This window comes from Pseudomonas sp. P9_35 (assembly GCF_034008205.1).
In the GTDB taxonomy this organism is placed as follows: Bacteria; Pseudomonadota; Gammaproteobacteria; order Pseudomonadales; family Pseudomonadaceae; genus Aquipseudomonas; species Aquipseudomonas kilonensis.
Map to the genome: position 1 here is coordinate 5395180 of NZ_CP125373.1, position 25903 is coordinate 5421082.

Consider the following 25903-nt stretch of genomic DNA (forward strand, 5'->3'; position numbering starts at 1 on the left):
CTGTGCCTGGCATGATTGCGATGTTCTTCGCGGTATACAGCGCAGGTCCGAGCCGTTAACGTAAAGCAAAGCCGTTTATAGAGGAAGGACTCGTGGAACACTCGCTCTTAGTTTGGTTGTTGCCGACTCTTGCCCTGGTTGCCGGTGTCGCCATTGGATTCCTGCTTGCCCGACTGCTGCCCAACGCGGTGCCCAACAGCACGCAACGTCAGCTGGACGACATCCAGGAACGTTTCGACAGTTATCAGAATGAAGTGGTCACTCACTTCAACAGCACCGCGTCCCTGGTGAAAAAACTCACCCAGAGCTACCAGGAAGTCCAGGATCACTTGTCCGAGGGTGCCAATCGCCTGGCCCTGGACGAGCAGACTCGCCAACGCCTGTTGGCCGCCCTGCAAGCCGATTCGGCACAGACGCCACGGGAACGCCTGACCCCGCCAAAGGATCAGGAACCGCCCCGGGACTACGCCCCCAAGGCCCCGAATTCGCCCGGCATGCTCGATGAGCATTACGGTTTGAAGAAGTAATCTCCAGGCAACACCAAAAGCCCGCCCGATCACATGATCGGGCGGGCTTTTTTATTGCCTCAAATTCCACTCACTTCAATGTCTGATCCATTGTGGCGAGGGAGCTTGCTCCCGCTGGGCTGCGCAGCAGCCCTTATAGCAGCGAACTCGATTTTCCTGGCACACCGAGTTGCCTGGTTTTGGGGCCGCTTCGCAGCCCAGCGGGAGCAAGCTCCCTCACCACAGGGTATTTTTGTCCTGAAGTATTTTTACTCAGCCTAAGCCAACACTTCACCCGCCACCTGATCGACAGCACCTTTAGTGATGTCGACGATCAGGTCCGCATCCTCGCGGGTCAGGATCAGTGGCGGGGCGAAGCCCAGGATGTCGCCGTGGGGCATGGCGCGGGCGATCATGCCGCGTTCCAGGCAGGCGGCCGAGACCTTCGGGCCGACTTTGAGCGCCGGGTCGAATGCCGTGCGCTGTTCACGGTCGGCCATGAACTCCACCGCTGCCAGCATGCCGTCACCACGCACCTCGCCCACCAACGGATGACCTTCAAGGGTTTCACGCAGGCGACGATTCAGGTAGCCACCCACATCCTCGGCGTTGGCCGTGAGGTTTTCGCGTTCAAGAATGTCGAGGTTCGCCAGTGCCGCCGCCGCGCAAATCGGGTGCCCGGAATAGGTCCAGCCATGGCCCATGGCCCCTTCGGCCTGGGAGGCTTTTTCAATCACACTCCAGACCTTTTCCCCGATGATCACCGCCGACAAGGGTGCATAGGCACTGGTCAGGCCTTTGGCGGTGGTGATCAGGTCCGGCTTCATGCCGTAGCGCTGGCTGCCCATCTTCGAACCCAGGCGGCCGAACGCGCAGACCACTTCATCGGCAATCAGCAGTACGTCGTATTTTTTCAGCACGGCCTGGATCGCATCCCAATAACCGGCGGGGGGAACGATGATGCCCCCGGTGCCCATCAGCGGTTCACCAATAAACGCCGCCACGGTGTCCGGACCTTCAGCGAGGATCATTTTTTCCAGCTCGTCGGCGCAATACCGCACGAAGGCTGCTTCGTCCATGCCCGTCGGCGCCTTGCGATACCAGTGCGGGCACACGGTGTGCTTGACCCCTTCGACCGGCAGGTCGAAATGCTGGTGGAAGGTCGCCAGCCCCGTCAGGCTGCCGGTCATGATGCCCGAGCCATGATAACCACGGTCCCGTGAAATGATTTTCTTCTTCAGCGGCCGGCCCAGTACGTTGTTGTAGTAGCGCACCAGCTTGACCTGGGTTTCGTTGGCATCGGAGCCGGACAAACCGTAATAGACCTTCTTCATCCCTTCCGGCGCCCAGTCCATGATGCGACTGGACAGCTCGATGATCGCCTCGCTCGAATGGCCGACGTAGGTGTGGTAGTAGGCCAGTTCCTTGGCCTGTTTATAGATGGCGTCGGCCACCTCGGTGCGGCCGTAACCGATGTTCACGCAGTAGAGGCCGGCAAAGGCATCGATGAACTCACGGCCTTCATGGTCGCGAATGCGAATGCCTGACGCACTCTTGATGATCCGGCCCTTGAGCGCGCCGCTGGCGTGGTCGTGGGCGTGGGTCGAGGGGTGCATGAAATGCGCACGGTCTTGTTCGAACAGCGTGTTGAGTTCTTGGCTCATGCGGGCTCTCCTGGGAACTGGCCTTGATGGTGCAGGCAAAAATATTTGGTTTCGACAAAGGGCTCGAAGCCCTCGCTGCCCCCCTCGCGACCGAGGCCCGAGGCTTTCATGCCACCGAAGGGAATCGGGTGGCCGGTGAACTTGACGCCGTTGACCGCGACCATGGCGTGGTCGAGACGGCGGATCAGCGGATAAATGAGGTCCAGGCGATTGGAACAAATATAGGCCGCCAGCCCATACTCGGTGTCGTTGGCCATTTCGATGGCTTCGTCCAGGGTGTCGAACGGCATCACCCCGGCAATCGGCGCGAAGTTTTCTTCACGGTAGATGCGCATCTGCGGCGTGACGTCGGCCAGCACCGTGGGCTGATAAAACAACCCGCCCAAGGCATGGGCCTCACCGCCCACCAGGCGTTGAGCGCCAAGGGCCAGCGCATCGGCGACACGGTCAGCGGTCGCATCGAATGCCGCCTGATGCATCAACGGCCCGACGTCCACGTCCTGCTCCTGTTGATCAACCATCGCCGGCCCGACGCGCAAGGCGCGCACCGCGGCGGCGAAACGACTGAGGAACGCCTGGTACACCGGGCGCTGCACCATGATTCGGTTAGCCGCACAGCAGTCCTGGCCCGAGGTCTGGAACTTCGCCTCCACGGCGACTTTCACCGCCAAGGCGAGGTCGGCATCGGCGCAGACAATGAACGGCGCGTTGCCGCCCAATTCCAGCGCGACTTTCTTCACGTCATGGGCCGCCGCTTGCAGCACCAACTTGCCGACCCGGGTCGAGCCGGTGAAGCTCACCGAGCGTACGCGACGATCCTTGACCAGGGTTTCCATGGCCATTTGCGGCTCGCCCAATACCACGTTGAACACCCCGGCAGGAAAGCCTGCCTCCTCGGCCAGCTGCGCCAGGGCCAAGGCCGAGTAAGGCGTTTCGTGGGCCGGTTTGATCACCACGGTGCAACCGGCAGCCAGGGCAGCGGCGGCCTTGCGGGTGATCATCGCCGACGGGAAATTCCACGGTGTGAGTAGCGCGCAGACGCCTACCGGCTCCTTGACCGTCCCCAGATGCGCATTCGGGATATGGCTCGGAATGTTCTGACCGTACAGGCGCCGGGCTTGCTCGGCGAACCACGGAATGAAGCTGGCAGCGTAGGCGATTTCGCCACGGGACTCGGCCAATGGCTTGCCCTGCTCCAGGCTGAGAATGTGCGCGAGGTCTTCGCGGTGTTCGACGATCAGTGCCGCCCAGCGCCGCAGGATCGCGCCGCGAGTCTCCAGGCTCTGCTCGCGCCACGTTGGGAAGGCGCGATGCGCAGCGTCCACCGCCGCGACGATCTGCGGCTGATCGAGCATCGGCACATGGCCAATGACGGTGCGGGTGGCCGGGTTGTGGACAGCCACACTGTGGCCGCTGTCGCTGTGGACCCAATGGCCGTCGATGTAGCAAAGCGCTTTGAACAGCAGCGGATGTTGGTAAGGCATGACGTTCACTCCAGAGCGTGTGCGTGAATCCATGCTAGGGCAGCGGCGCTTGGGGAATTGGAGGTTTACCGTGGGTCAAACCCTGGTTTTTTTCTGAATCGAGGGCGGCAAACCGGGTTTTCTGCGGTGCTCAGGACGGCTCGGCCAACTCCGCCGGCAAGGCACCAGCGGTCTTGATGATCTTGGTGACGATGTAGGTGAAGTAGCGTTCGATGCCGAGGTCTTCGAGCAGCAGTTGGTCGACGAAACGCTGGTAGGCATCGACGTCCGGCGCCTGGATCATCGCCAGGTAATCCACACCGCCGCCCGTGGCGTAACAGAACGCCACTTCTGGCGCGGCGATCATGCGTTGCTCGAAACGGCGCATGTCCTGGGCGGTGTGGCGGGCCAGGGTGATTTCCACCAGCACCTGCTGACGCTTGAACACCGCGCCCCAATCGATCTGCGCCCGGTAGCCGATGATCAGGCCCGCCGCTTCGAGCTTGCGCACCCGCTCCCAGGCCGGCGTCACCGACAGGTTGATGGACTCGGCCAGGCTCGACTTGGTAATCCGCCCGTCCTCGGCGAGGATTTGCAGGATCTTGAGGTCGTAGCGATCGAGCTTGTGCATGGGCCGTGGACTCTCCAGACAATTCAGACATCACACCGATTACCGTGGCGAGGGAGCTTGCTCCCGCTGGGCCTGTAGGAGCTGTGTAGGAGCTGTCGAGTGCAACGAGGCTGCGATCTTTCCCCTGACGCTTGAGTCTCAAGCGAAAGATCAAAAGATCGCAGGCTTCGCCAGCTCCTACAGGGCCGAGCGGGAGCAAGCTCCCTCGCCACAGGGTGGTGTGTCAGTTGAGGTGTATCACGCCAACACATCCGCAATCACCGCCAAGGTATCGCCACACTGCACCAACCCGGGAAAGTGCCGGGCCGCCAGCAGGCCGCTGCGGGCGGCGCGGTATTCGACCGGGGCGACGCCGCTGCGGGTGGCGTCGTAGATGCGCGCCACCACCTCGCCCCGTGTCACGTGTTCCCCCAGGTCGCGGCACATTTCCAGCAAGCCGTCGTGTTCGCTGGCGATGAAACAACTGGCGTCCGGCATGTCGAGCACCAGCGAGGGCTGCAACTCGATCGTGCCCCGCAGGATGCCGGCATGGATCAACAGGTTGCGCACCCCACGCTCGGCAATCGCCACGCTACGGGCGGTCGACGAACCGCCGCCGCCCAGCTCGGTGGTGACGAACACCTTGCCTTGGGACTCGGCCGCCGTGTCGTACATCGCCCCGGCGTCCAGCTCCAGCATGCGCATGCAATACGGCGCGTTGAACGCCAGCATCCCGGCCTCGCAGCGCGCTTGCTGCGGTTTGTCCGGCAAGACGTGGCAGGCGGCAAACGGCAGGAAATCCAGGGTCCGCCCGCCGGAATGAATGTCCAGGACAATGTCGGCCAAGGGCAGCAGCGTGCGATTGAAATAGTCGGCGATTTTCTCGGTGACGGTGCCGTCCGGCCTGCCGGGAAAACTGCGGTTCAGGTTGCCCTTGTCGATGGGCGAAGTCCGGCGTCCGGCGCGGAAGGCCGGGGTGTTCATGAACGGCACGATGATCACCCGCCCGCTCACCTCTTCAGCCGTCAGTTGCTGTGCCAGTTTGCTCAGGGCCACCGGGCCTTCGTATTCATCGCCGTGGTTGCCACCGCTGAGCAGCGCCGTCGGACCGCTGCCGCGCTGGATCACGGTGATGGGAATCATCACCGCGCCCCAGGCCGAATCGTCCCGCGAATACGGCAGCTTGAGAAAGCCGTGCTGCACACCCTCGCGGGTGAAGTCGACCGTGGCGCTGATGGGATTATTAGGCAGATCGGGCATGGCTCAATCCTTCACGAACAATTGACGAGGCACGTCGCACAGCGTCTCGACGCCGGTCTCGGTGATCAGGATGCTTTCGGTGATTTCCAGGCCCCAATCGTCCATCCACAGCCCCGGCATGAAATGGAAGGTCATGCCCGGCTGCAACACGCTGTTGTCGCCGGGGCGCAGGCTCATGGTGCGCTCGCCCCAATCCGGCGGATAACTGATCCCGATGGGGTAGCCGCAACGGCTGTCCTTGTGAATGCCGAATTTCTCCAGCACCTTGAAAAACGCCACCGCGATATCGCCGGTGGTGTTGCCCGGCTTGGCTGCGTCCAGGCCGGCGGCGATGCCCTCGACCACGGCTTTTTCGCCGTCGAGGAAATGTTGCGGCGGCTTGCCCAGGTAAATGGTGCGCGACAGCGGGCAGTGATAACGCTTGTAGCAACCGGCGATTTCAAAGAAGGTGCCGGCGCCCTCCTCGAAGGGTGAATCGTCCCAGGTCAGGTGCGGCGCACTGGCGTCGGCCCCGGTGGGCAACAGCGGCACGATGGCCGGGTAGTCGCCGCCATGGCCGTCGGCACCGAGGATGCCGCAGCTGTAGATCTCGGCCACCAGTTCGTTCTTGCGCATGCCTGGTTCGATGCGCTCCAGGATCCGGCTGTGCATGTTCTCGACGATGCGCGCGGCGATGCGCATGTAGGCGATTTCCTGGGGCGACTTGACCGCGCGCTGCCAGTTCACCAGGCCCACCGCGTCCACCAGTTTTGCCTGGGGCAAATGCTTTTGCAGCGACAGGTAAGCGGCGGCGCTGAAGTAATAGTTGTCCATCTCCACGCCAATGGTCAGCGCGCCCCAGCCACGGGCGATGATCACCTCGCGGGACAGGTAGTCCATGGGGTGGCGCTCGCGGGACTGCACGTAGATGTCCGGGTAGCCGACGATGTTATCGGCCTGCATGAACACCGTGCGCTTTGCACCGTTGGCATCCTGGCCACGACCGAACCACACGGGTTCGCCCTCCAGCGCCAGCAGCACGCACTGGTGCACATAGAATGACCAACCGTCATAGCCGGTGAGCCAAGCCATGTTCGACGGATCGGTGACCAGCAGCAGCTCCAGGCCCTGGGCCTGCATGGCCGCGCGCACCTTCGCCAGGCGTTGGGTGTATTCCTCCCGCAGGAACGGAAGATTGACGACGATCTCAGACATCCACCTGCCCTCTGTTCAATGACTCATGAGAAAAATGATCTAGCGGCCGAACGCAAACCCCTTGCCCGCCGCCCGTGCCCGCTCGAACGCCAGGTTGGCGATGGCGGTGTCCTGGGCGCCGGTGCCGGTCAGGTCGCAAAGCGTCACTTGTGCGGCATCGGAACGCCCGGGGTGCTGTCCCGCCAGCACCTGTCCCAACTCCATCAACGCCAGGTCATCGCGAACGGCACCGGCCGCCAGGGCGTGGTGCAGTTCCCCGAGCACGCGGGTCTGGCTCAGGCGATCGGCGACATAACAGTCGACGGCCGCCAGGGCTTGCGGGGAAATTTCGTTCTTGTGTTCGGCGTCCGAGCCCATCGCCGTGATGTGCAGGCCGGGATGTAAATGGCGGGCTTGGATCAACGGCTCGCGACTGGGTGTGCAGGTGACGGCGATGTCCACGCCTTCCAGGGCATCGTCAATGGAGGCGCATGGCGTGACGGCAAGTCCAGTGTCACGCGCCAGCTCCTGACTGAACGCCTCGGCCTTTTGCGCATCACGCGCCCAGACCCGCACCTCGTCGATGGGTCGCACCAGGCGCAGTGCCTGAAGTTGCAACGCCGCCTGCTCGCCGGCACCGATCAGCGCGACGCTGCGGCTCTGCTCGCGGGACAGGCAACGCGCCGCCACCGCCCCGGCCGCGGCGGTGCGCACGGCGGTGAGGTAACCGTTGTCCAGCAGCAGGGCTTCCAGCAGGCCGGTGCGTGCCGAGAGCAACATCATCATGCCGTTGAGGCTGGGCAGGCCAAGCTTGGGGTTATCGAAAAAACCCGGGCTGACCTTGATGGCGAAGCGCTCCAGGCCCGGCAGGTAAGCGGTCTTCACATCCACTTCACCGTTGTGCTCGGGAATGTCCAACCGCAGGATCGGCGGCATCGCCACGGCGGCGGTGGCCAGGAGCACGAAGGCCTGTTCGATGGCGTCGATGCTGGCCAGGTCCTGGGCCACGCAGCTGCGCAGGTCGGCTTCGCTCAATAGGGTGACTTCACTCATGACTGGCTCCGTTAGGGTCATCAGGCGTTGGCGCCAGCGATCACGCGGGCATGGTGTGCGGTGTCGACGTTGCGCCCGCTGACCACCAGGACAATGGGGCCGCGTGGCTCGACCAGGCCGTCGAGCAGCGCCGCGATGCCCACCACGGCAGCGCCTTCGAGCACCAGGCGTTCGTGGTGATAGGCGTGGCGGATGGCATTGGCGATAGAGGCTTCCGAGAGCAGGTGTACGTCATCGCTCAGTTGCCGGGTCATGGCGAAGGTGTAGCGGTTGTCCAGGCCGATGCCGCCACCGAGGGAGTCGGCCAGCGTCGGCAGCTCTTCGATGTCCACGGGCTGCCCGGCGGCGAGGCTGGCGTGCATCGCGGCACCGCGGGCCATGCTGATGCCGTGGACTTGAATCGCTGGGTTCGCACTTTTGAGGGCCAGGGCAACTCCGGCGAACAGGCCGCCACCGGACAACGGCACCAGGACCTGGGCCACCTCCGGTTGCTGCTCGAGGATCTCCAGGCCGAGGGTGCCCTGCCCGGCGATAATCGCCGGATGATCGAAGGGCGGCAAAAAAGTCGCGCCCTGCTCCCGGGCGATGCGCTCGGCCTCGCGCTGGGCCTCGTCCTGGGACTGGCCGACGATGCACACCTCGGCGCCCAGGTCGCGGATCGCCTGCACTTTGTTGGCCGGCACCAGGTTCGACAGGCAGACAATCGCCCTGACGCCTTGTTGCGAAGCGGCATGGGCCAGTGCCCGACCATGATTGCCGGTCGAAGCCGTGACCACGCCCCGGGCCTTTTGCTCGGCGCTGAGCTGCGCCACTGCATTGCTCGCCCCGCGCAGCTTGAAGCTGCCGGTGATTTGCAGGGCCTCAAGCTTGAGGTACACCGCCACGCCCATCAACCGCGACAAACTCGGGGAATGCTCCATGGGTGTACGCCTGACCTGCGACTCGATGCGCTGGCGAGCGAGGTAAATGTCCTGAAGCTGCAACCCTGTCATGACTGCGTCCCGAGCGGATGTGTTGGGCGCAGTCTAAGAGGGCTGGATTGTGGTGATGAATGTACTAGGGCAATTTAGTGATGAAGTTCCAAAGTCACCACAAATCCCTTGTGGGAGCGAGCTCGCTCGCGATGGGGCCCTCACATTCAACATCTTTGCTGACTGCCACACCGCTATCGCGAGCAAGCTCGCTCCCACAGGGAAAGGTGTGGTGCATCAGAAATCATGAATCTGCGGGTACTGGTTGAAGATCTGCCGCATGCCGATCAGCGCATGGCGCATTTCTTCGTCACTGCATTCAGCGCCGACGCAGACCCGCACCGCGCGGGGCCTGGGGGTGCCGCGGACGGTGAACGGATCGGGGGATGTCACGGCGATGTGCTTGTGCCGCAGCGCCCGCACCAGGCTGTCCACTTCCCAATGGGACGGGATGCCAACCCACGCATTCAAGGCATGCGGGTGCTGGCCCAGCAGATGTTCGCCCATGTACTCGGTGACCATCGCCTGGCGCCCGGCCAGCAGTTGACGTTGCAATTGCACCAGCGACTCGGCGCGGCCATCGCGAATCCAGCGGGTGGCGATCTCCGAGACCATGGGTGTGGCCATCCAACTGTTGACACGCAGGATGCTCTCGGTGCGCAGGGCCAGGCGCTTGGGCACCACCAGATAACCGGTGCGCAGCCCCGTGAGCACCGACTTGGTCATGCTCGTGCAGTAGAACGACAGCTCCGGCAGGTAGTGGCTGATGGGCGGCGCCCGGCGTTCGTCCAGCAGCGGGCCGTACACATCGTCTTCGATGATGTGCACACCGAAGCGCCGGGCAATCTCGGCGATTTCCCGGCGGCGGGCGTCGGGCATCAGGCTGGTGGTGGGGTTGTTCAGGTTTGGCGTGCACACCAGCGCAGTGATGCGCTCGTTGCTGCACATGTCTTCGAAATGTTCGGGGTCGATGCCATAGCGGTCCATCTCCAGGCCCTTGAGGGTGAAGCCCAGCACCTGGGAGTTGCCGATCACGCCGTGGTCGGTCAAGCCTTCGCAGAGCACCACATCATCGGGGCCCGCCAGCGAAGCGAGAGCCAGGAAAATCCCGTGGGCCGCGCCGTTGGTGATCAGCACATCGTTACGGTCGACTTTCAGCCCTTGCCGACCGATCCACTGCGCCGCCGCTTCGCGATGGGATTCGAAACCGGCGATGGGGCGAAACGCATGAATCCACGGCTGGTCTTCTTCAGTGCTCAGCGCCGCGCAGGTATCACGCCAGGCCTGGTCATGCTCACGGGTGTGCAGGATGCGGGTGATGGAAAAATCCACCAGCGCTCGCTCGGGACTGTCGAGGATGTACGTCGCCACCCGGTCGCTCATGCGCCGCGAGACGAAACTGCCACGCCCAACCTCACAGCGCACCAGTCCCTGGCGCTCCAACTCCTTATAGGCGTTGGTGACGGTCTGCACGCTGATCCCCATGGCGTCGGCCACCTGCCGTTGCGGCGGCAGGCGCTGGTCATTGGCCAGGGTGCCCTGTTCGATATCGTCGGCAATGGCCTGCACCAGAATCTTGTATTTGGATTCACCGCTGCGGGCGAGGTCCAAGGCTGACTTCCACTTATCCATAACAGCTGCAACCGGCGTGTGTAGGGGTGCGCACAGCATTGCGCGGCCATCGCGGCAAAGCAATTGTCCTAGTGCAATACAATCGATGCCGGGGCTTTTGTATGCTCGGTCCAAGGTCGTCACCCAGGCGGGCTCATCGCCCTGACAAAAAGCCGGATCGACCTGTACCGGCGCCGTTCCCGATTCCAGGCCACGCCCGGATCCGCCGCTGTACGCTTTGCTCTTGTAACACTGCCTCCTACCACAGAGCCGTCAAACGACGGATCCACAAGAAACAGGAGATTTTATCGATGAGCAATTTTCTTCCCAGCACCGGTGCGCCCCTACGTCGGCTCTTGCTGACCTGTGCCGTACTGGGCCTGGCCGGCAGCGTTCAAGCGGCCACCCTGGATACGGTCAAAAGCACCAGTAGCATCCGGATCGGCTACGCCAACGAAACGCCGTTTGCCTTCACCGAAACCGACGGCACCGTTACCGGTGAGTCACCGGAAATCGCCAAGATCATCTTCGCCAAAATGGGCATCAAGCAGGTCAATGGCGTGCTCACCGAATGGGGCTCGTTGATCCCAGGCCTGCGCGCAGGTCGTTTCGATGTCATCGCCGCCGGCATGTACATCACCCCGGCGCGCTGCAAGCAAGTGTTGTTCACCGATCCGCAGTACCAGTTGCCCGATGCCTTGCTCGTGGCCAAGGGCAACCCGAAAAAACTCCACAGCTATGAAGACATCGCCAAGCAACCGGATGTGAAACTGGCAATCATGGCCGGCACGGTGAACCTGGCTTATGCCCGCGACTCCGGGGTCAAGGACGACCAGATCCTCCAGGTCCCCGACACCACCGCACAACTGCAAGCCGTACGTGCCGGACGCGCGGACGCTGCCGTCGGCACCCAACTGACCATGAAAGGCCTGGCCAGCAAGGGTGGCGACAAGGTGGAGGCGATGACCGAATTCAAGGACGACCCATCCCACATCGGCTACGGCGCCCTGGCCTTCCGCCCCGAAGACAAAGACTTGCGCGATGCGGTCAATGCCGAGCTGAAAAAGTGGCTGGGCTCCGAAGAGCATCTCAAGACGGTTGCGCCATTCGGGTTCGACAAATCCAACGTGACCAGCAAGACCGCGGCCGAGCTCTGCGCTCAGTAGTCGTCAAGACTGGCGTGCCGAAACGGGCATGACGCGCGGTGCGTGATGCCTGTTCCCTGCTTCACCGGACATTGGGTTGAACCATGGGCGAATTACTTCCGTTATTGATACAGGGGGCCTGGGTCACGCTCCAGGTGACCTTCTTCGGCTCGCTGCTGGCCATCGTCGCGGCGGTGCTGGCAGCTCTCGGGCGACTCTCGCCGTGGCGAGCGTTGCGCTGGTTTTCCATCACCTACATCGAAGTGTTCCGTGGCACCTCGCTGCTGGTGCAATTGTTCTGGCTGTTCTTTGTGCTGCCGCTGCCACCCTTCAACGTTGAGCTGAGCCCTTACGCCGTGGCGATTGTCGGCCTGGGCCTGCACATCGGCGCTTACGGGGCCGAGGTGATGCGCGGCGCCATCAGTTCGGTCGCCAAGGGCCAATACGAAGCCTGCACGGCGCTGAATTTCAGCGGCTTCACGCGCTTCAAGCGGATCATCCTGCCGCAGGCGTTGCTGGCGGCGATCCCACCGGGCACCAACCTGTTGATCGAGCTGCTGAAGAACACCTCGCTGGTGTCGCTGATCACCTTGTCGGACCTAAGTTTCCGCGCGCGGCAGTTGGATCAGGCGACCTTCCAGACCCTGGAGATCTTCAGCCTGGCCCTGGTGATGTATTTCATCCTCGCCCAAGCCATCAACTTCGGCATGCGCCACGTCGAACGACGACTGAGCCGGGGCCGGATGCGTGGAGGTCTGTCATGACGCTGTTCGATTGGTCCTACGCCACACAAATCCTGCCGGACCTGCTGCGCGCCTCCCTCAACACCGTGGGCATTACCCTGATCGGCTTCCTGATCGCGATTGTCCTGGGGCTGTTCCTGGCGATTGGCCGGCGCAGTCGCAAATTCTGGCTGTCGTGGCCGGCCACCGCGGTGATCGAGTTCATCCGCAGCACACCGCTGCTGATCCAGGTGTATTTCCTCTACTACGTACTGCCCAACTATGGCTTGAGCCTGACGGCCATGCAGGTTGGCATCCTCGGCATCGGCCTGCACTACGCCTGCTACATCGCCGAGGTCTATCGCAGTGGTCTCGACGCGGTGCCACGGGCGCAGTGGGAAGCGGTGACGGCGTTGAACATCGCGCCGTACGACGCCTATCGCAACATCATCCTGCCCCAGGCGCTGCGACCGATCGTGCCGCCACTGGGCAACTACCTGGTGGCGATGCTCAAGGACACGCCGGTGCTGTCGGCGATCACCGTGGTGGAAATCATGCAGCAGGCCAAGAACATCGGTTCCGAGAATTTCCGCTACCTGGAACCGATCACCATGGTCGGCCTGTTCTTCCTCGCCCTGAGCCTTGCCCTGGCTTATCTGGTACGGCGCCTTGAAACGCGCATGGAGCTACGCTAATGACTTTACCTCTGTCCACGCCCACCGATTTGTCCCGGCGCAGCACGCTGGCGTCGCAGCAGGAGGCCCCGGCCATGCAAGATCCAACAACGTCCCGGCCGATCGTGAGTTTCCAGGACGTGACCAAAAGCTATGGCAGCTTCACGGTGCTCGATCATCTGAACCTGGATGTCGTTCCCGGTGAAAAGGTCGCGATCATCGGCCCCAGCGGCTCGGGCAAGTCCACGCTGCTGCGGGTGTTGATGACCCTGGAAGGCATCGACCAGGGCCAGATCCGCGTCGAGGATGACTCCCTGACCCACATGCCCAACCGCAACGGCGTGCTGGTGCCGGCCAACGACCGACACATCCGCCGGGTGCGCGGCAAGATCGGCATGGTGTTCCAGAGTTTCAACCTGTTCCCCCACATGACCGCGCTGCAGAACGTGATCGAGGCGCCGGTGCAGGTGCTGGGCATGAACCCGAAAGAAGCCCGGGAGCGCGCCGCCGACCTGTTGGAGCTGGTGGGGCTGGGCAACAAGCTCGACCATTACCCGTCGCAGTTGTCCGGCGGCCAGCAACAACGGGTGGCGATTGCCCGGGCGCTGGCGATGCGACCCAAGGTGATGCTGTTTGACGAAGTGACCTCGGCGCTCGACCCGGAGCTGTGCGGCGAGGTGCTGAATGTGATCCGCAAACTGGGGGCCGAACATAACCTGACGATGCTGATGGTGACCCACCAGATGGGCTTCGCCCGGGAGTTCGCCGACCGGGTGTGTTTCTTCTACAAAGGGCAGATCCACGAACAGGGCACCCCGGCGCAGATCTTCGAAAACCCGCAGCAGGAACGTACGTGTGCGTTCTTGAGTGCGGTAAAAGAGGCGAATTGATCCCCTTGTGAACACCTTTGGGCGAGGAGACTTGTGGGAGCAAGGCTTGCCCGCGATGAAAGCGATGCGGTCTTTCAAAAGATCGAGGCGCCTGTTTCGCGAGCAAGCTTTGCTCCCACAAATCCCCTCGCCACAAGTGGCGGCATCAGGCGGATAGAAACTGACAACCATAAAAAAACGGGGGCCCTGTTGCCAGAGCCCCCGTTTCATTTGCCGCCCAGCCGTTATGGGTACTGCTGGTAAGTCTGGCCCTGCTGCGCCGGTGCCTGGTACTGCTGGCCAGGAATGGCCTTGAGGTTGACCTCGACACGACGGTTTTGCGCACGACCATTGACGTCGCCGTTGCTGGCCACCGGGTTGTCCGGGCCGGCGCCGCGGGCCGACAGGTTGGCACCGCTCACGCCCTGGGACGTCAGGTAAGTCGCCACGCTCTGCGCACGACGCTGGGACAGGTCCATGTTGTGCTGGCGGCTGCCGGTGCTGTCGGTGTAGCCGACGATTTCGATCTGGTTCTGGTTGAACTCCTTGAGGGAGTTGGCCAGGTTGTTCAACGGCTGGTAGAAACTGGAGGCGATGTTCGCCGAGTCGGTGGCGAAGGTGATGTTGCCCGGCATGATCAGCTTGATCTGGTCGCCCTGGCGCTGCACTTCAACGCCGGTATTGGCCATGCTGGCGCGCAGCTTCTTTTCCTGCTGGTCGGCGTAGTAGCCGTAACCGGCCGCGGAAGCCCCCACCACCGCTGCACCAATCAACGCACCCTTGCCGCGGTTATCGTGACCGATGGCCGCACCGGCCAACGCCCCCGCCAGTGCACCGAGGCCACCATACTTGGCGGTTTTGCTCATGCCCGAAGACTCGGTAGAGGCCTGGCCCTGGTTGTCATAGGGGTTAGGCGACGCACAGCCGGACAACAGGGCCACAGCAGTTGCGACAACGATCAAGCGACGCGAGGTGAACATGAAGATGCTCCTGGGTTTTCAGTCTGAATGCCAAAGTGTAGGCAATCGACTCTGGCAGGCGTTGGAACGCGGCAATCGTTAAAAATTCCGTCGCGCTGCGTTGCGCTTCGCCCGGCTGACCGATAAAAAACCGGCCTCCGGGCGAACGCCCCTCACCCCTGCGCCAGACAGCGGCTCACGCCCCGGACAATCATCTCCACTTCCCGCCCATCGATCGTCAACGGCGGCAGCAGGCGGATGGTCTGGCCCCGAGTGATATTGATCAGCAGGCCGTGGTCCCGGGCGGCGCGAAGGGCCAGGTCGCGAACCGGTTGCTTGAGTTCGATGCCGATCATCAAACCCTGGCCGCGAATCGCCAAGACATTCGGGTTGTCCGCCAACTCGGTGCGCAGCCGGCTCAGCAACTGTTCGCCCTGATGCCTGGCGTTGTCCACCAGCGCTTGTTGCTCAATGATCTCCAGCACCGTGCAGCCGACCCGACAGGCCAGTGGATTACCGCCAAAGGTGCTGCCATGGCTGCCAGGGGTAAACAGCTCGGCAGCCTTGCCCCGCGCCAGGCAGGCACCAATGGGTACGCCGTTGCCCAGGCCCTTGGCGAGGGTCATGACGTCCGGCACGATGCCCTCGTGCTGGAACGCGAACCATTGGCCAGTGCGACCGATGCCGGTCTGGATCTCGTCGAGCATCAACAACCAGGCGCGCCGGCTACACAGTTCGCGCAGGGCCTTGAGATAGCCCGGCGGTGCGAGTTGCACACCGCTTTCGCCCTGGATCGGCTCCACCAGTACTGCGACGATGCGCTCGGCATGAGCCTGCTGGATCGCTTCCAACGCCGCCAGATCACCGAACGGCACCTTGATGAAATCCCCCGGCAAGCGGTTGTAGCCCAGCCGCACGGACGGGCCGTCACTGGCGGACATCGTGCCCAATGTGCGCCCGTGGAACGCATTGTCCATGACCACCACCAACGGCTGCTCAATGCCCTTGTGCCAACCATAGAGGCGCGCCAGTTTCAGCGCGGTTTCGTTGGCCTCGGCCCCTGAGTTGCTGAAAAACGCCCGCTCCAGCCCCGACAGCTGAGTGAGCTTTTGCGCCAGGCGTTGTTGCCAATCGATGCTGTACAGGTTCGACGTGTGCAACAGCAGGCCGGCCTGCTCGCTGATGGCGGCCACCAGCCGTGGGTGGGAGTGGCCGACATTGGTCACCGCCACGCCCGCCACCGCATCGAGGTATTCGCGACCGTCCTGGTCCCACAGGCGCGTCCCCAAGCCGTGGGTGAAACTCAGCGCCAGGGGTTGGTAAGTGGTCATCAGGCAGGCAGCGGTCATGGCATCAAGCTCCATTGGGTTGGTTTTTTCCAGTATGGTTAGCCACCAAGGCTGGATAAACGCTGCTTTACTTCAATCATTTAAAAGCTGAGCTTGATAATGGACGTGTTCCAGGCGATGACCGTGTACGTGAAGGTGGTAGAAACCGGAAGCCTGACGGCGGCGGCCCAGGCGTGCGAAATGTCCACCACCATGGTGGGCAATCATCTTCGTGCACTGGAGCAACGTCTCGGCGTGCGCCTGATCAACCGCACGACGCGGCGCCAGCGCCTGACCGAGTTCGGCTCGACCTACTACCAACGCTGCCTGGAAGTGCTGGGGCTGGTGGCCGATTCCGAGCGCCTGGCCGAACAGACCCAAGGCGAGCCCAACGGCACCCTGCGCATCACCGCGCCCCTGACCTTCGGCACCGAACGCCTCGCGCCGGCACTGGCCGAATTCAGCCAGCGCTTCGTCCAGGTCAAGCTCGACGTGGTGCTGACCAACCAGCGGTTGGACCTGCTCGAACATGGATTCGATGTCGCCATCCGACTCGGCCATCCCGACCCGAAACTGATTGCCCGTCCGTTGATGGACTACACCCTGACCATCTGCGCCTCCCCTGCCTACCTGGCTCGGCGCGGCACACCGGAAAAACCTGCGGACCTGCAGCAGCACGACTGCCTGTCATTCGCCTATTCGGCAGCAGACGAATGGCGCTTCGCCCAGGATCACTGGCCGATCAACGGCCCGGAAGGCGAGATCAAGGTCCCGGTAAACGGCCCGATGCTGATCAACAGCTCCTCGGGCCTGCATCGCGCCGCCTTGGCCGGGATGGGCGTGGTCATGCTGCCCGATGCGCTGGTGGCCCAGGACCTGAAGGATGGACACCTGGTGGCGTTGTTGCAGGACTACCAGTTGCCACATCGTCCAATGAGCCTGATGTACGCGCAGGATCGCTACCGTTTGCCGAAACTGCGCAGTTTTGTCGAGTTCGCGTTGGAGAAATGGGGCAAAACCTGAGGATGGGCTCGATGAGCGTTGGATGAAGACAAATCCCGTGGCGAGGGAGCTTGCTCCCGCTGGGGCGCGAAGCGGCCCCGCTTTGGGGCTGCTACGCAGCCAGCGGGAGCAAGCTCCCTCACCACAGTTCAGGTGTTCACCCGAAGCGCCTCCCCGCTAGTGACCCCGCCCCCCATCAACTACTCTTCCTCCTTGGACGCGCATTTTGATATCAAGGCTGATTGAGGGAACGACGATGGGAGATGCCTCGAACATCGATATGCTGCGGTTCGACCTGTCCGATCTGGACGAAGGCGTACTGCACACCATCCTGGAACTGGTCAGCGATGGCATCTGGGACTGGAATGCCAACACCGGCTTCGTCTACCGCAACCCCGGCTGGTACACGATGCTTGGCTACCTGCCTCATTCTCTGGACAACACCGTGCTGACCTGGGAGAGCGTGATCCACCCGGATGACTATCCACGGGTCATGGCGTTGTTCGACGACTACCTGGAACACCGATCCCACGTCTACCAGGCCGAATACCGCTGCCGCACGCGCGATGGGGCCTACATCTGGATCGAGGATCGCGGCTATGTAATCGCCCGTAACCCGGACGGCACGGTGGCGCGCATGATCGGCGCCCATCGCAGTATCGATGACAAGAAACGCCTGTTCGAACAGCTGGAACGGCGCAACAAATCCCTGGAAGCCGTGATTGAAGAACGCACCCGCGAACTGTCCCGGGTCAACCATCAGTTACAGATCCAGCTCGACAAAAACCGCAAGCTTGCTGAAACCGACGCCCTGACCCGGGTCGCCAACCGTTATCGCCTGGACCAGGCGCTGCCGCTGGCCTGTGAGCGCGCGCAGCGTTTTCGCGAACCGTTGTCGCTGATCGCCATGGACGTGGATGATTTCAAGGACATCAACGATCGCTACGGCCACGCCTTTGGCGACGCAGCGTTGATACAAGTGGTGCAGAGCGTCAAGCGCTGCGAGCGCGGCGGCGACTTGCTGGTGCGCTGGGGCGGTGACGAATTCATCATGATCTTGCCCAACACCAGCCTGGCCGACGCCCGCCTGCTGGCTGAGAGCATTCGCCGGGGCCTGTCCGACCTGCTGCCGGTGGGCGACTTCCAGATCACCATGAGTTTTGGCGTGGTGCAGCGACTCGAGGACGAACAGCACGCGGTGTTGCTGCACCGGGCGGACCAGGCGCTGTATCGCTCCAAGATGTCGGGCAAGAATGTGATTTGTGAATGAGCTCCGACCGTGACAACACCGCCCGCGTCCAATAGATTAGGCGACCGGAAAAAAGCTCAATGCCTTTCTCGCCTCATCCCGCTAACAGAAGTAGTGAAATTTCAATGTCCGATTCCAACACCGCTGAATCCGTAGTCACCCTGTCGTCCAAAGCGGAATACGAAAACTCCATCAATCTTTCACAGCATCTGCCCCAGGCCAAAACCATCAGCGAAATGGTCCTCGATGCGTTCCAGTCGAATCGCGAAAGCGACCAGATCCGCGAACTGCGCAACGCCATCCGTCAGGCTCACGATGCGTTCGACGACGACAAGGCCTACGAACTGATGGGCCAGCTCAAACAACTCAAGGACGCCGAAACCGCCGATTTCGCGGCCCTGGAAGACCTGAGCAGCCGCTTCCCGATCAGCCGCATCCTCTCCAGCTACAAGGACGATCCGTCGTTCCAGGAACTGGTCTACGGCCTGGCCCTGAAAGTACTGAACCAGACCCACCAGGCCATCAGCAACCCGAGCGGCAGCAAGGGCAAGGCCTCGCGGGCCAAGAAGGAAGCCGAAGTGTTTGTCATCAGCAAGGACGGCATCAGCGTTACCCTGCCCCTGCGCACGCCACGCTCCAAGCCGAACGTCGACCGCGAGGCCTTCGAGTTCCTGGGCTTCAATTTCGTAGGCGAAGGCGACGAAGCCGAGCTGGAAAGCGAAACCTTCCTGGACAATGACGGCACCGAACAACCGATCACCCGCAAAAGCATCGTCACCGCCCTGCAACAGCAAAAGGCATTCGACGGCTACAGCATCGCCCAGCAATAAGCCCAGGTTGAGTTTCCCCTGTGGGAGCGAGCCCGCTCGCGATGACGCCGGCACATTCAGCATCCAGGCAAGCTGACCCACCGCTTTCGCGAGCAGGCTCGCCCCCACAGGAGTTCTGTGCCGAACATAGAATTCAAGCCCTCTGAAGCTCCAGTGTGGGAGCGAGCTTGCTCGCGATAACGCCGGCACATCCAGCATCCAGGCAAGCTGACACACCGCTATCGCGAGCAAGCTCGCTCCCACAGAAATCCGAAGTAACACCCAAGAAAAAGCCCCGCACTTCTCTCGAAGGCGGGGCTTTTCTTGTGGCGTCTGAAGCTTAAGGCGCGTAGGTCAGCAGCAGCTCACTTGGCACCTTGAAGTCCAAGGACATCATGACGCTCAGGGCGGTGATGGTGAAGATCGAGAACACGAACAGCTTGCGTGCCCAGACCGTGTCATCCACCGCCTTGTAGCCGGTCCAGGCCATGTACAGCCAGTACATGCCCATGGCGGCGGCGACGGCGAGGTAGCTCATGCCGGCGTAGCCGCTGAACGTCAGCATCAACGTCGCCACGAGGAAGGCCAGGATGTAGAGCAGGATGTGCTTCTTGGCCACCCGGATACCGCGCTTGACCGGCAACACCGGAATCGAGGCCGCCAGGTAGTCGTTGAAGCGGAAGATCGCGATGGCGTAGGAATGCGGCATCTGCCACAGGCTGAACATCACCAGCAGCGTCAGCGCAGCCATGTCGAAGCTGTTGCTGACCGCCACATAGCCGATCACCGGCGGCATCGCCCCCGACAGGCTACCCACCAGCGTGCCGTGGACCGACTTGCGCTTGAGGTACAGGCTGTAGAGGCCGACGTAGATGACAAAACCGATCACCGCGAACAACGCCGCCAGCGGATTGGCCACCCAGTACAACAGCGCCACGCCGGCCACGCCCAGCACCGTGGCGAACGCCAGGGCCAGTTGCACCGGAATCAGGCCCTGGACCAGCGCCCGATTCTTGGTGCGTTCCATCTTGATATCGATGTCACGGTCGATGCAGTTGTTGAACACACAACCGGACGCCACCACCAGGGAAGTGCCGATCATCGCCGCCAGGAAGATGGCCAGATCGACATGCCCTTTCGAGGCCAGGAAAAACCCGCCTGCCACAGAAAGCACGTTACCGAAAATGATCCCCGGCTTGGTGATTTGGATAAAGTGCTTCAGGGACATCCGGACTTTCCTCAGTGCGCCATCATGTTGGTGTGGATGCTGAACATGATCCACAACGACAGGCCAACCAGCAGGACAATCACGATCGCGGCAAAGACAAACGCGACCACGTTGTTACGTTGGGCGGCGGAGCGGTCCAGGTGCAGGAAGTACACCAGGTGCACCAGTACCTGGACCACGGCGAAGATCAGTACGATCCACAGGGTCAGGCTCTTGGGCAGCGATGGGTACATCACCAGGCCGAACGGAATGACGGTCAGGATCACCGACAGAATGAAACCGATGGCGTAGGACTTGACGCTGCCGTGGCCGGCGTCGTGGCCATCATGGGAATGTGCGTTAGCCATTTACAGGGTCCCCATCAGATAAACAACGGTGAATACGCAGATCCACACCACGTCCAGGAAGTGCCAGAACAGACTCAGGCAGCTCAGGCGCGTCTTGTTGGTGGCGGTCAGGCCGTTTTTCTGGACCTGGTACATCATGATCGCCATCCAGATCAGGCCGCTGGTCACGTGCAGGCCGTGGGTGCCGACCAGGGTGAAGAACCCGGACAGGAAACCGCTGCGGTTAGGGCCGTAGCCCTCGGAGATCAACATGTGGAACTCGTTGATCTCCATGCCGATGAAGCCGGCACCGAACAGGAAGGTCATGGCCAGCCAGCCCAGTACCTGGGTTTTCTTGCCCTTGAACAACGCCAGCATGGCGAAGCCGTAGGTGATCGAGCTGAACAGCAGCAGCGCGGTTTCGCCCAGTACGTACGGCAGTTCGAAGATGTCGTGGCCCGATGGGCCACCGGCGACGTTGTTAACCAGCACCGCGTACGCTGCGAAGATCGACGCAAACAGAATGCAGTCGGTCATCAGGTAGAGCCAGAAACCGAATACGGTCATCTCGCCCGAGTCGTGGTGATGGTCATCGTGCCCATGGTCATGACCATGGGCGTGTCCAACAGTGGTCACTAAGTTCGACATGGTTTAAGCCTGTTCCAACGAGGTTTCAACACGGGTGGCGGTGGCAGGGACTTTCCCGGCCGCTACCAGACGTTTGTGCTGCTCGGCTTCGATGCGCTCGATGACATCCACCGGCACCATGTAGCCCTGATCGTCACGGGCAGCATGGATAGCGAAATACACCACGGTGCCGACCAGGCTGGCGATGGCCAGCCACCAGATGTGCCAGATCATCGCGAAACCGAACACGGTCAGCAGCGCGCCCATGACCACACCGGTAGCAGTGTTGTTGGGCATGTGGATCGGCTCGTACTTGGCCGGGACCGGGTACGCGGTGCCGTTTTCCTTGGCTTCGGTGAACGGGTCGATGACGTCTGCTTTTGGCAGCACGGCGAAGTTGTAGAACGGCGGTGGCGAAGAGGTCGACCACTCCAGGGTATGGGCATTCCACGGGTCACCGTGGTCGCACATGTTCTCTGGCTTGTTGCGATCGCGCACGCTGACATACAACTGGATCAGCTGGCAGGCGATACCAACAGCGATCATCACCGCACCGAACATGGCGACGTACAGGTACGGCACCCACTCAGGGTTGGTGGTGGTGTTCAGGCGACGGGTCATGCCCATGAAGCCCAGTACATAGAGCGGCATGAACGCGACGAAGAAGCCGGTGATCCAGAACCAGAACGCTGCCTTGCCCCAGCCTTCGTGCAGCTTGAAGCCGAACGCTTTCGGGAAGTAGAAGGCGAAACCGGCGATGTAGCCAAACACGGCGCCACCGATGATCACGTTGTGGAAGTGCGCAATCACGAACAGGCTGTTGTGCAGCACGAAGTCAGCACCCGGGATGGCCAGCAATACGCCGGTCATGCCGCCGATGGCGAAGGTCACCATGAAGCCCAGGGTCCACATCACGTGGCTGGTGAAACGCAGACGGCCCTGATAGATGGTGAACAGCCAGTTGAACAGCTTCACCCCCGTCGGGATCGAAATCAGCATCGTCGCCAGGCCGAAGAAGGCGTTGACGCTGGCACCCGAGCCCATGGTGAAGAAGTGGTGCAGCCAGACCATGAAGCCCAGTACCGAGATCGCGCCGCTGGCGTAGATCATCGAGTGGTGGCCGAACAGTTTCTTGCCGGAGAAGGTCGAGATGACTTCGGAGAAAATCCCGAATGCCGGCAGGATCAGGATGTACACCTCAGGGTGACCCCAAGCCCAGAACAGGTTCACGTACATCATCGGATTGCCACCAAGTTCATTGGTGAAAATGTGGAAATCCATGTAGCGGTCAAGCGTCAGCAGGGCCAGGGTAGCGGTCAGGATCGGGAAGGAAGCGACGATCAGGACGTTGGCCCAGGTGCAGGTCCAGGTGAAGATCGGCATGTCCATCAGCTTCATGCCCGGGGTACGCATCTTGACCACGGTGGCCAGGAAGTTGACCCCCGTCAGCGTCGTACCCAACCCGGATAGCTGTAGCGCCCAGATGTAGTAATCCATCCCCACGCCCGGGCTGTATTGCAGGCCCGACAGCGGCGGATAGGCAACCCAACCGGTCTTGGCGAATTCGCCAACGCCCAGGGACAGGTTGATCAACACCACGCCGGATACCAGCAGCCAGAAGCTCAGGGAGTTCAGGAACGGGAAGGCAACGTCACGAGCACCGATCTGCAGTGGTACTGCAAGGTTCATCAGGCCGGTGAAGAATGGCATCGCCATGAAGATGATCATGATCACACCGTGGGCGGTGAAGATCTGGTCATAGTGTTCAGGCGGCAGGTAGCCAGGCGAACCCTCGGTGGCCATGGCCAGCTGGGTACGCATCATGATGGCGTCGGCAAAACCACGCAGCAGCATGACCATGGCGACGACGATGTACATCACGCCGATTTTCTTGTGGTCGACCGACGTCAGCCACTCGGTCCACAGGTAGGTCCACTTCTTGAAGTAAGTGATCCCCGCGAACAGCGCCAGACCGCCGAGTGCGATGATGGCGAGGGTCACCATGACAATCGGCTCGTGGAACGGGATCGCTTCCCAACTTAATTTACCAAACATCGTTTACTCCTCTGCCCCGGCAGCTGAATGCGAACTCATGTCCATCCCTTCCATGTTGTCGGCCACTTCCTTCTCGTTCTTCTCGTGGTGCATCGGCTTGCCCGGATTCATCCCTTCATACTTGTCGATGATGGTCTGGAACAGGTTCGGCGTAACCGACGAGTAGAGTTCGACTGGGTTGTTCTGGCTCGGTTTGGAAAGGGCTTCGTATTCAGCTTTTTCAAGCTGTTTAGGTGCCTTCTTCACATCGTTGACCCAGGCGTCGAAATCTTCCTGGGTCGTGGCGATTGCTTTGAACTTCATGCCGGTAAAACCCGCGCCACTGTAGTTGGCGGAGATACCGTCGAGTTCGGCGTTCTGGTTGGCGATCAGGTGCAGCTTGGTCTGCATGCCCGCCATCGCGTAGATCTGGCCGCCCAGGCCCGGGATGAAGAACGAGTTCATCACGGTGTCGGAAGTGACCTTGAAATTGATCGGCGTGTGGGCCGGGAACACGATCTTGTTGACCGTGGCAATGCCTTGTTCCGGATAGATGAACAGCCACTTCCAGTCCATGGAGACCACTTCAATGGTGATCGGCTTGACGTCGGAATCCAGCGGACGATACGGGTCCAGGGCGTGGGTCGACTTGTAGGTGACGTAACCCAGGGCAATGATGATCAGCACCGGAATGGTCCACACCGCGACTTCGATCTTGGTCGAATGCGACCACTTCGGCGTGTAGGTGGCGTTGGTATTGGTTGCGCGGTACTTCCAGGCGAACAGGAAGGTCATGACGATGACCGGCACAACGACCAGCAACATCAGCAGCGTAGCGGTGATGATCAGGTTTCGTTCATCCAGGCCGACCTGGCCCTTGGGATCGAGCAAGGTCATGTTGCAGCCTCCCAGCAGCAACGTGCCGAGCAGCGGCAACAAGCCTAGTAATCGGGGGTACCTGTTTTTACTCATCTCACGACCTCTAAAGCAGCTTGCGCAATGCAGTTGGGTTTTGATCGCCAACACTTCACCCTGCCAAGGGTTGGCATTTTCTTGGATTGAATAAGGGCTGCCCGTCGAACGTCAGCGGCTGTTCGACACATCCTGGGCCAGCAGTGAGTTCTTATTCGTTGGTCAAAGGCCTAGTTCAAGCCCAATTCCATTTGGTGCGGGTAGTTGGAGGCACCGACACCTGGGGTCGCATGGGGCGCTGGCGCCCTTCGACCACCCTCGTGCTCAAGCTTGAGCCGGGTCGGAAAATCGGTGCGGGCGATTGTAGTGAGCTGAGGCGCTGTAGACCATGTCTCATCTCGAAATAATTTTTATCCGATCCGGCAACAATCTTTCGCAGATATTGCAACAAGCCAGCATGTTATCGAAATTAATTCTCAACAAGAACCCCAAAAAACGTAGGGCTACTATGCCCGATTTAGACAGTTCGGGAGGATCGCGAGGAGGTTATTTACCCGGCAAACGCCCAGTTTTCGGGGGCTCTGGCACCTGACGCTTCGCTGTTAGAAATGCCTGCTGCAGGTAATAGGCAGGTTGCGAAGCCAGACGGTTTTTTATTACAGGAAGGAGCGTCTAATCGCCCCTGAAAAGGCTGAGCGCCTCAAGATATGTGACAACATGTCGCACATTGTCGCAGGCTATTCTTGCCTCGGATCAAGGACGGTCCGGCTCAAGAGTGAAACGCAAAACGCCCCGGTTCTCCAGGAGAGAAACCGGGGCGTTTCATCAAGGCGCTTCAGCGAATCTGTTTGCGGTTACGTGACACCAGCAACGGCACCAGCACCACCGTCAACACGAAGGCCACCAGTGCCCATTGCGCCAGGGACAGCCCCAGGATCGGTGGGTAGGGGGTGGAGCAAAAACCATCGACCTGGAACCCCAGCGGAAAGATCTTCGCCAGCGGCAGGTCATCGACAATCGGTTGCAACACGTCGATGCCGCAACTGACCGCCGGGAAGAACTGGGTGTACACGTGATGCCCTGCCACACCGGCACCGGCCAGGGCGCTGAGCACCACCAGGCCTTCGAAGATCGTCAGGCTGCGGCGGGTGCGCATGGCGGCACCGATGAAGGCGAAGATCGCGATCAGCAACAGCGCATAGCGTTGCAAGATACACAGCGGGCACGGCGCCTCACCGAGGGCCACCTGCATATACAGCGCGCCGCCGATCAGCGCCAGGCAGATCAGCCCCAGCAGCACCAGATAGCGCCGCTCACGGCCTAAGCGCATCATTTCCTCACTCATTGCGTTTCCCTTTGTCTGCATGGATCGACGCGCGGCACGGCAACACTCGGGCGCGCGGTCGGATGCCCGAAGTCTACACGCAGACCATGACAGTGAACGAGCAGCGGGCGTCGACATTGAAGGGGAATAGACCGCAAGAAGGTTAAGTGCGGATTAATTCTGGCAGTTGGACAAGGATGGACTTGCCGCCGCCATCGCGAGCAAGCTCGCTCCCACAGTTTTTTTGTGGTGTTCATAAGAATCGTATCCACCGCAGATCCCTTGTGGGAGCGAGCTTGCTCGCGATAGCGGTGGGTCAGCTTGCATTGATGTTGAATGTACTGACGCCATCGCGAGCAAGCTCGCTCCCACAGCTCTTTTGCG

The 25903-nt window shown here is 61.4% G+C and carries 24 protein-coding genes; 8 read left to right on the forward strand and 16 right to left on the reverse strand.

Annotated features, from left to right (window positions below):
- Positions 1–92: 92 nt before the first annotated feature.
- Positions 93–527 carry a YhcB family protein gene (locus tag QMK47_RS23885; RefSeq protein ID WP_014340085.1) on the forward strand — a complete coding sequence of 145 codons (435 nt, stop codon included), beginning with the start codon at positions 93–95 and terminating at the stop codon, positions 525–527.
- A 257-nt stretch (positions 528–784) separates the two neighbouring features.
- On the opposite strand, the gene QMK47_RS23890 is transcribed toward QMK47_RS23885, so the two are convergent.
- The 8 genes from QMK47_RS23890 to QMK47_RS23925 form a co-directional block, all read right to left on the reverse strand.
- Complete coding sequence (locus QMK47_RS23890; protein WP_024616383.1) at positions 785–2170, reverse strand: aspartate aminotransferase family protein; 1386 nt, start codon at positions 2168–2170, stop codon at positions 785–787.
- Complete coding sequence (locus QMK47_RS23895) at positions 2167–3654, reverse strand: NAD-dependent succinate-semialdehyde dehydrogenase (protein WP_320389410.1); 1488 nt, start codon at positions 3652–3654, stop codon at positions 2167–2169. Before QMK47_RS23895 ends, QMK47_RS23890 begins: the two co-directional genes overlap by 4 nt.
- 130 nt (positions 3655–3784) lie before the next feature.
- Positions 3785–4264 (reverse strand): Lrp/AsnC family transcriptional regulator, encoded by a 480-nt coding sequence (locus tag QMK47_RS23900; RefSeq protein WP_320389411.1) that lies wholly within the window; start codon positions 4262–4264, stop codon positions 3785–3787.
- Between the two features lie 237 nt (positions 4265–4501).
- Complete coding sequence (gene doeB / locus QMK47_RS23905; protein ID WP_320389412.1) at positions 4502–5503, reverse strand: N(2)-acetyl-L-2,4-diaminobutanoate deacetylase DoeB; 1002 nt, start codon at positions 5501–5503, stop codon at positions 4502–4504.
- Positions 5504–5506: 3 nt separating this feature from the next.
- Positions 5507–6697 (reverse strand): ectoine hydrolase DoeA, encoded by a 1191-nt coding sequence (gene doeA, locus QMK47_RS23910; protein ID WP_320389413.1) that lies wholly within the window; start codon positions 6695–6697, stop codon positions 5507–5509.
- A gap of 39 nt (positions 6698–6736) precedes the next feature.
- Positions 6737–7729 carry a cyclodeaminase gene (locus QMK47_RS23915; RefSeq protein WP_320389414.1) on the reverse strand — a complete coding sequence of 331 codons (993 nt, stop codon included), beginning with the start codon at positions 7727–7729 and terminating at the stop codon, positions 6737–6739.
- A gap of 20 nt (positions 7730–7749) precedes the next feature.
- On the reverse strand, positions 7750–8721 hold the full coding sequence (gene eutB / locus QMK47_RS23920) for a hydroxyectoine utilization dehydratase EutB (protein WP_320389415.1): 972 nt from the start codon (positions 8719–8721) through the stop codon (positions 7750–7752).
- Between the two features lie 216 nt (positions 8722–8937).
- The gene (locus tag QMK47_RS23925; RefSeq protein ID WP_258689312.1) at positions 8938–10332 is read right to left on the reverse strand and encodes a PLP-dependent aminotransferase family protein; all 1395 of its coding nucleotides are present in this window, start codon (positions 10330–10332) and stop codon (positions 8938–8940) included.
- 290 nt (positions 10333–10622) lie between these two features.
- Here QMK47_RS23925 and ehuB point away from each other — a divergent pair, with 290 nt between their 5' ends.
- The 4 genes from ehuB (at position 10623) to ehuA (ending at position 13742) form a co-directional block, all read left to right on the forward strand.
- Entirely contained in the window at positions 10623–11477 is an 855-nt protein-coding gene (ehuB, locus tag QMK47_RS23930; RefSeq protein WP_253477946.1) for an ectoine/hydroxyectoine ABC transporter substrate-binding protein EhuB, read from the forward strand.
- An 83-nt stretch (positions 11478–11560) separates the two neighbouring features.
- Positions 11561–12220: an ectoine/hydroxyectoine ABC transporter permease subunit EhuC gene (gene ehuC / locus QMK47_RS23935; RefSeq protein ID WP_204127525.1), complete on the forward strand. Its 660-nt coding sequence runs from the start codon at positions 11561–11563 to the stop codon at positions 12218–12220.
- Positions 12217–12873: an ectoine/hydroxyectoine ABC transporter permease subunit EhuD gene (gene ehuD, locus QMK47_RS23940; RefSeq protein WP_253477950.1), complete on the forward strand. Its 657-nt coding sequence runs from the start codon at positions 12217–12219 to the stop codon at positions 12871–12873. The genes ehuC and ehuD overlap by 4 nt, the downstream gene beginning before the upstream one ends.
- Positions 12874–12947: 74 nt before the next feature.
- Positions 12948–13742 carry an ectoine/hydroxyectoine ABC transporter ATP-binding protein EhuA gene (gene ehuA / locus QMK47_RS23945; RefSeq protein ID WP_024616393.1) on the forward strand — a complete coding sequence of 265 codons (795 nt, stop codon included), beginning with the start codon at positions 12948–12950 and terminating at the stop codon, positions 13740–13742.
- Between the two features lie 224 nt (positions 13743–13966).
- On the opposite strand, the gene QMK47_RS23950 is transcribed toward ehuA, so the two are convergent.
- Together QMK47_RS23950 and QMK47_RS23955 are read right to left on the reverse strand one after the other, a co-directional pair.
- Positions 13967–14701: an OmpA family protein gene (locus QMK47_RS23950; RefSeq protein WP_253477953.1), complete on the reverse strand. Its 735-nt coding sequence runs from the start codon at positions 14699–14701 to the stop codon at positions 13967–13969.
- Between the two features lie 152 nt (positions 14702–14853).
- Positions 14854–16029, reverse strand: a complete 1176-nt coding sequence (locus QMK47_RS23955) for an aspartate aminotransferase family protein (RefSeq protein WP_320389416.1) — start codon at positions 16027–16029, stop codon at positions 14854–14856.
- 99 nt (positions 16030–16128) lie between these two features.
- On the opposite strand from QMK47_RS23955, the gene QMK47_RS23960 reads away from it, so the two are divergent.
- From QMK47_RS23960 to QMK47_RS23970, 3 genes are all read left to right on the forward strand, one after another.
- A complete protein-coding gene (locus QMK47_RS23960) occupies positions 16129–17031 on the forward strand; it encodes a LysR family transcriptional regulator (RefSeq protein ID WP_320389417.1) in 903 nt (300 codons plus the stop codon).
- Between the two features lie 235 nt (positions 17032–17266).
- Entirely contained in the window at positions 17267–18280 is a 1014-nt protein-coding gene (locus QMK47_RS23965; protein ID WP_320389418.1) for a sensor domain-containing diguanylate cyclase, read from the forward strand.
- Between the two features lie 104 nt (positions 18281–18384).
- Entirely contained in the window at positions 18385–19089 is a 705-nt protein-coding gene (locus tag QMK47_RS23970; RefSeq protein ID WP_253477979.1) for a hypothetical protein, read from the forward strand.
- A gap of 319 nt (positions 19090–19408) precedes the next feature.
- Here QMK47_RS23970 and cyoE read toward each other — a convergent pair whose 3' ends face one another.
- The 6 genes from cyoE to QMK47_RS24000 form a co-directional block, all read right to left on the reverse strand.
- Complete coding sequence (gene cyoE, locus QMK47_RS23975; protein WP_003178131.1) at positions 19409–20296, reverse strand: heme o synthase; 888 nt, start codon at positions 20294–20296, stop codon at positions 19409–19411.
- Between the two features lie 11 nt (positions 20297–20307).
- Positions 20308–20643 (reverse strand): cytochrome o ubiquinol oxidase subunit IV, encoded by a 336-nt coding sequence (gene cyoD / locus QMK47_RS23980; RefSeq protein WP_003205394.1) that lies wholly within the window; start codon positions 20641–20643, stop codon positions 20308–20310.
- Positions 20644–21270: a cytochrome o ubiquinol oxidase subunit III gene (locus tag QMK47_RS23985; protein ID WP_003205395.1), complete on the reverse strand. Its 627-nt coding sequence runs from the start codon at positions 21268–21270 to the stop codon at positions 20644–20646.
- A 3-nt stretch (positions 21271–21273) separates the two neighbouring features.
- Entirely contained in the window at positions 21274–23304 is a 2031-nt protein-coding gene (cyoB, locus tag QMK47_RS23990) for a cytochrome o ubiquinol oxidase subunit I (protein WP_003205396.1), read from the reverse strand.
- 3 nt (positions 23305–23307) lie between these two features.
- Positions 23308–24255 (reverse strand): ubiquinol oxidase subunit II, encoded by a 948-nt coding sequence (gene cyoA / locus QMK47_RS23995; protein WP_253477985.1) that lies wholly within the window; start codon positions 24253–24255, stop codon positions 23308–23310.
- A gap of 775 nt (positions 24256–25030) precedes the next feature.
- Positions 25031–25540, reverse strand: coding sequence for a disulfide bond formation protein B (locus tag QMK47_RS24000; protein ID WP_003205398.1), 510 nt, complete (start codon positions 25538–25540; stop codon positions 25031–25033).
- Positions 25541–25903 lie beyond the last annotated feature (363 nt).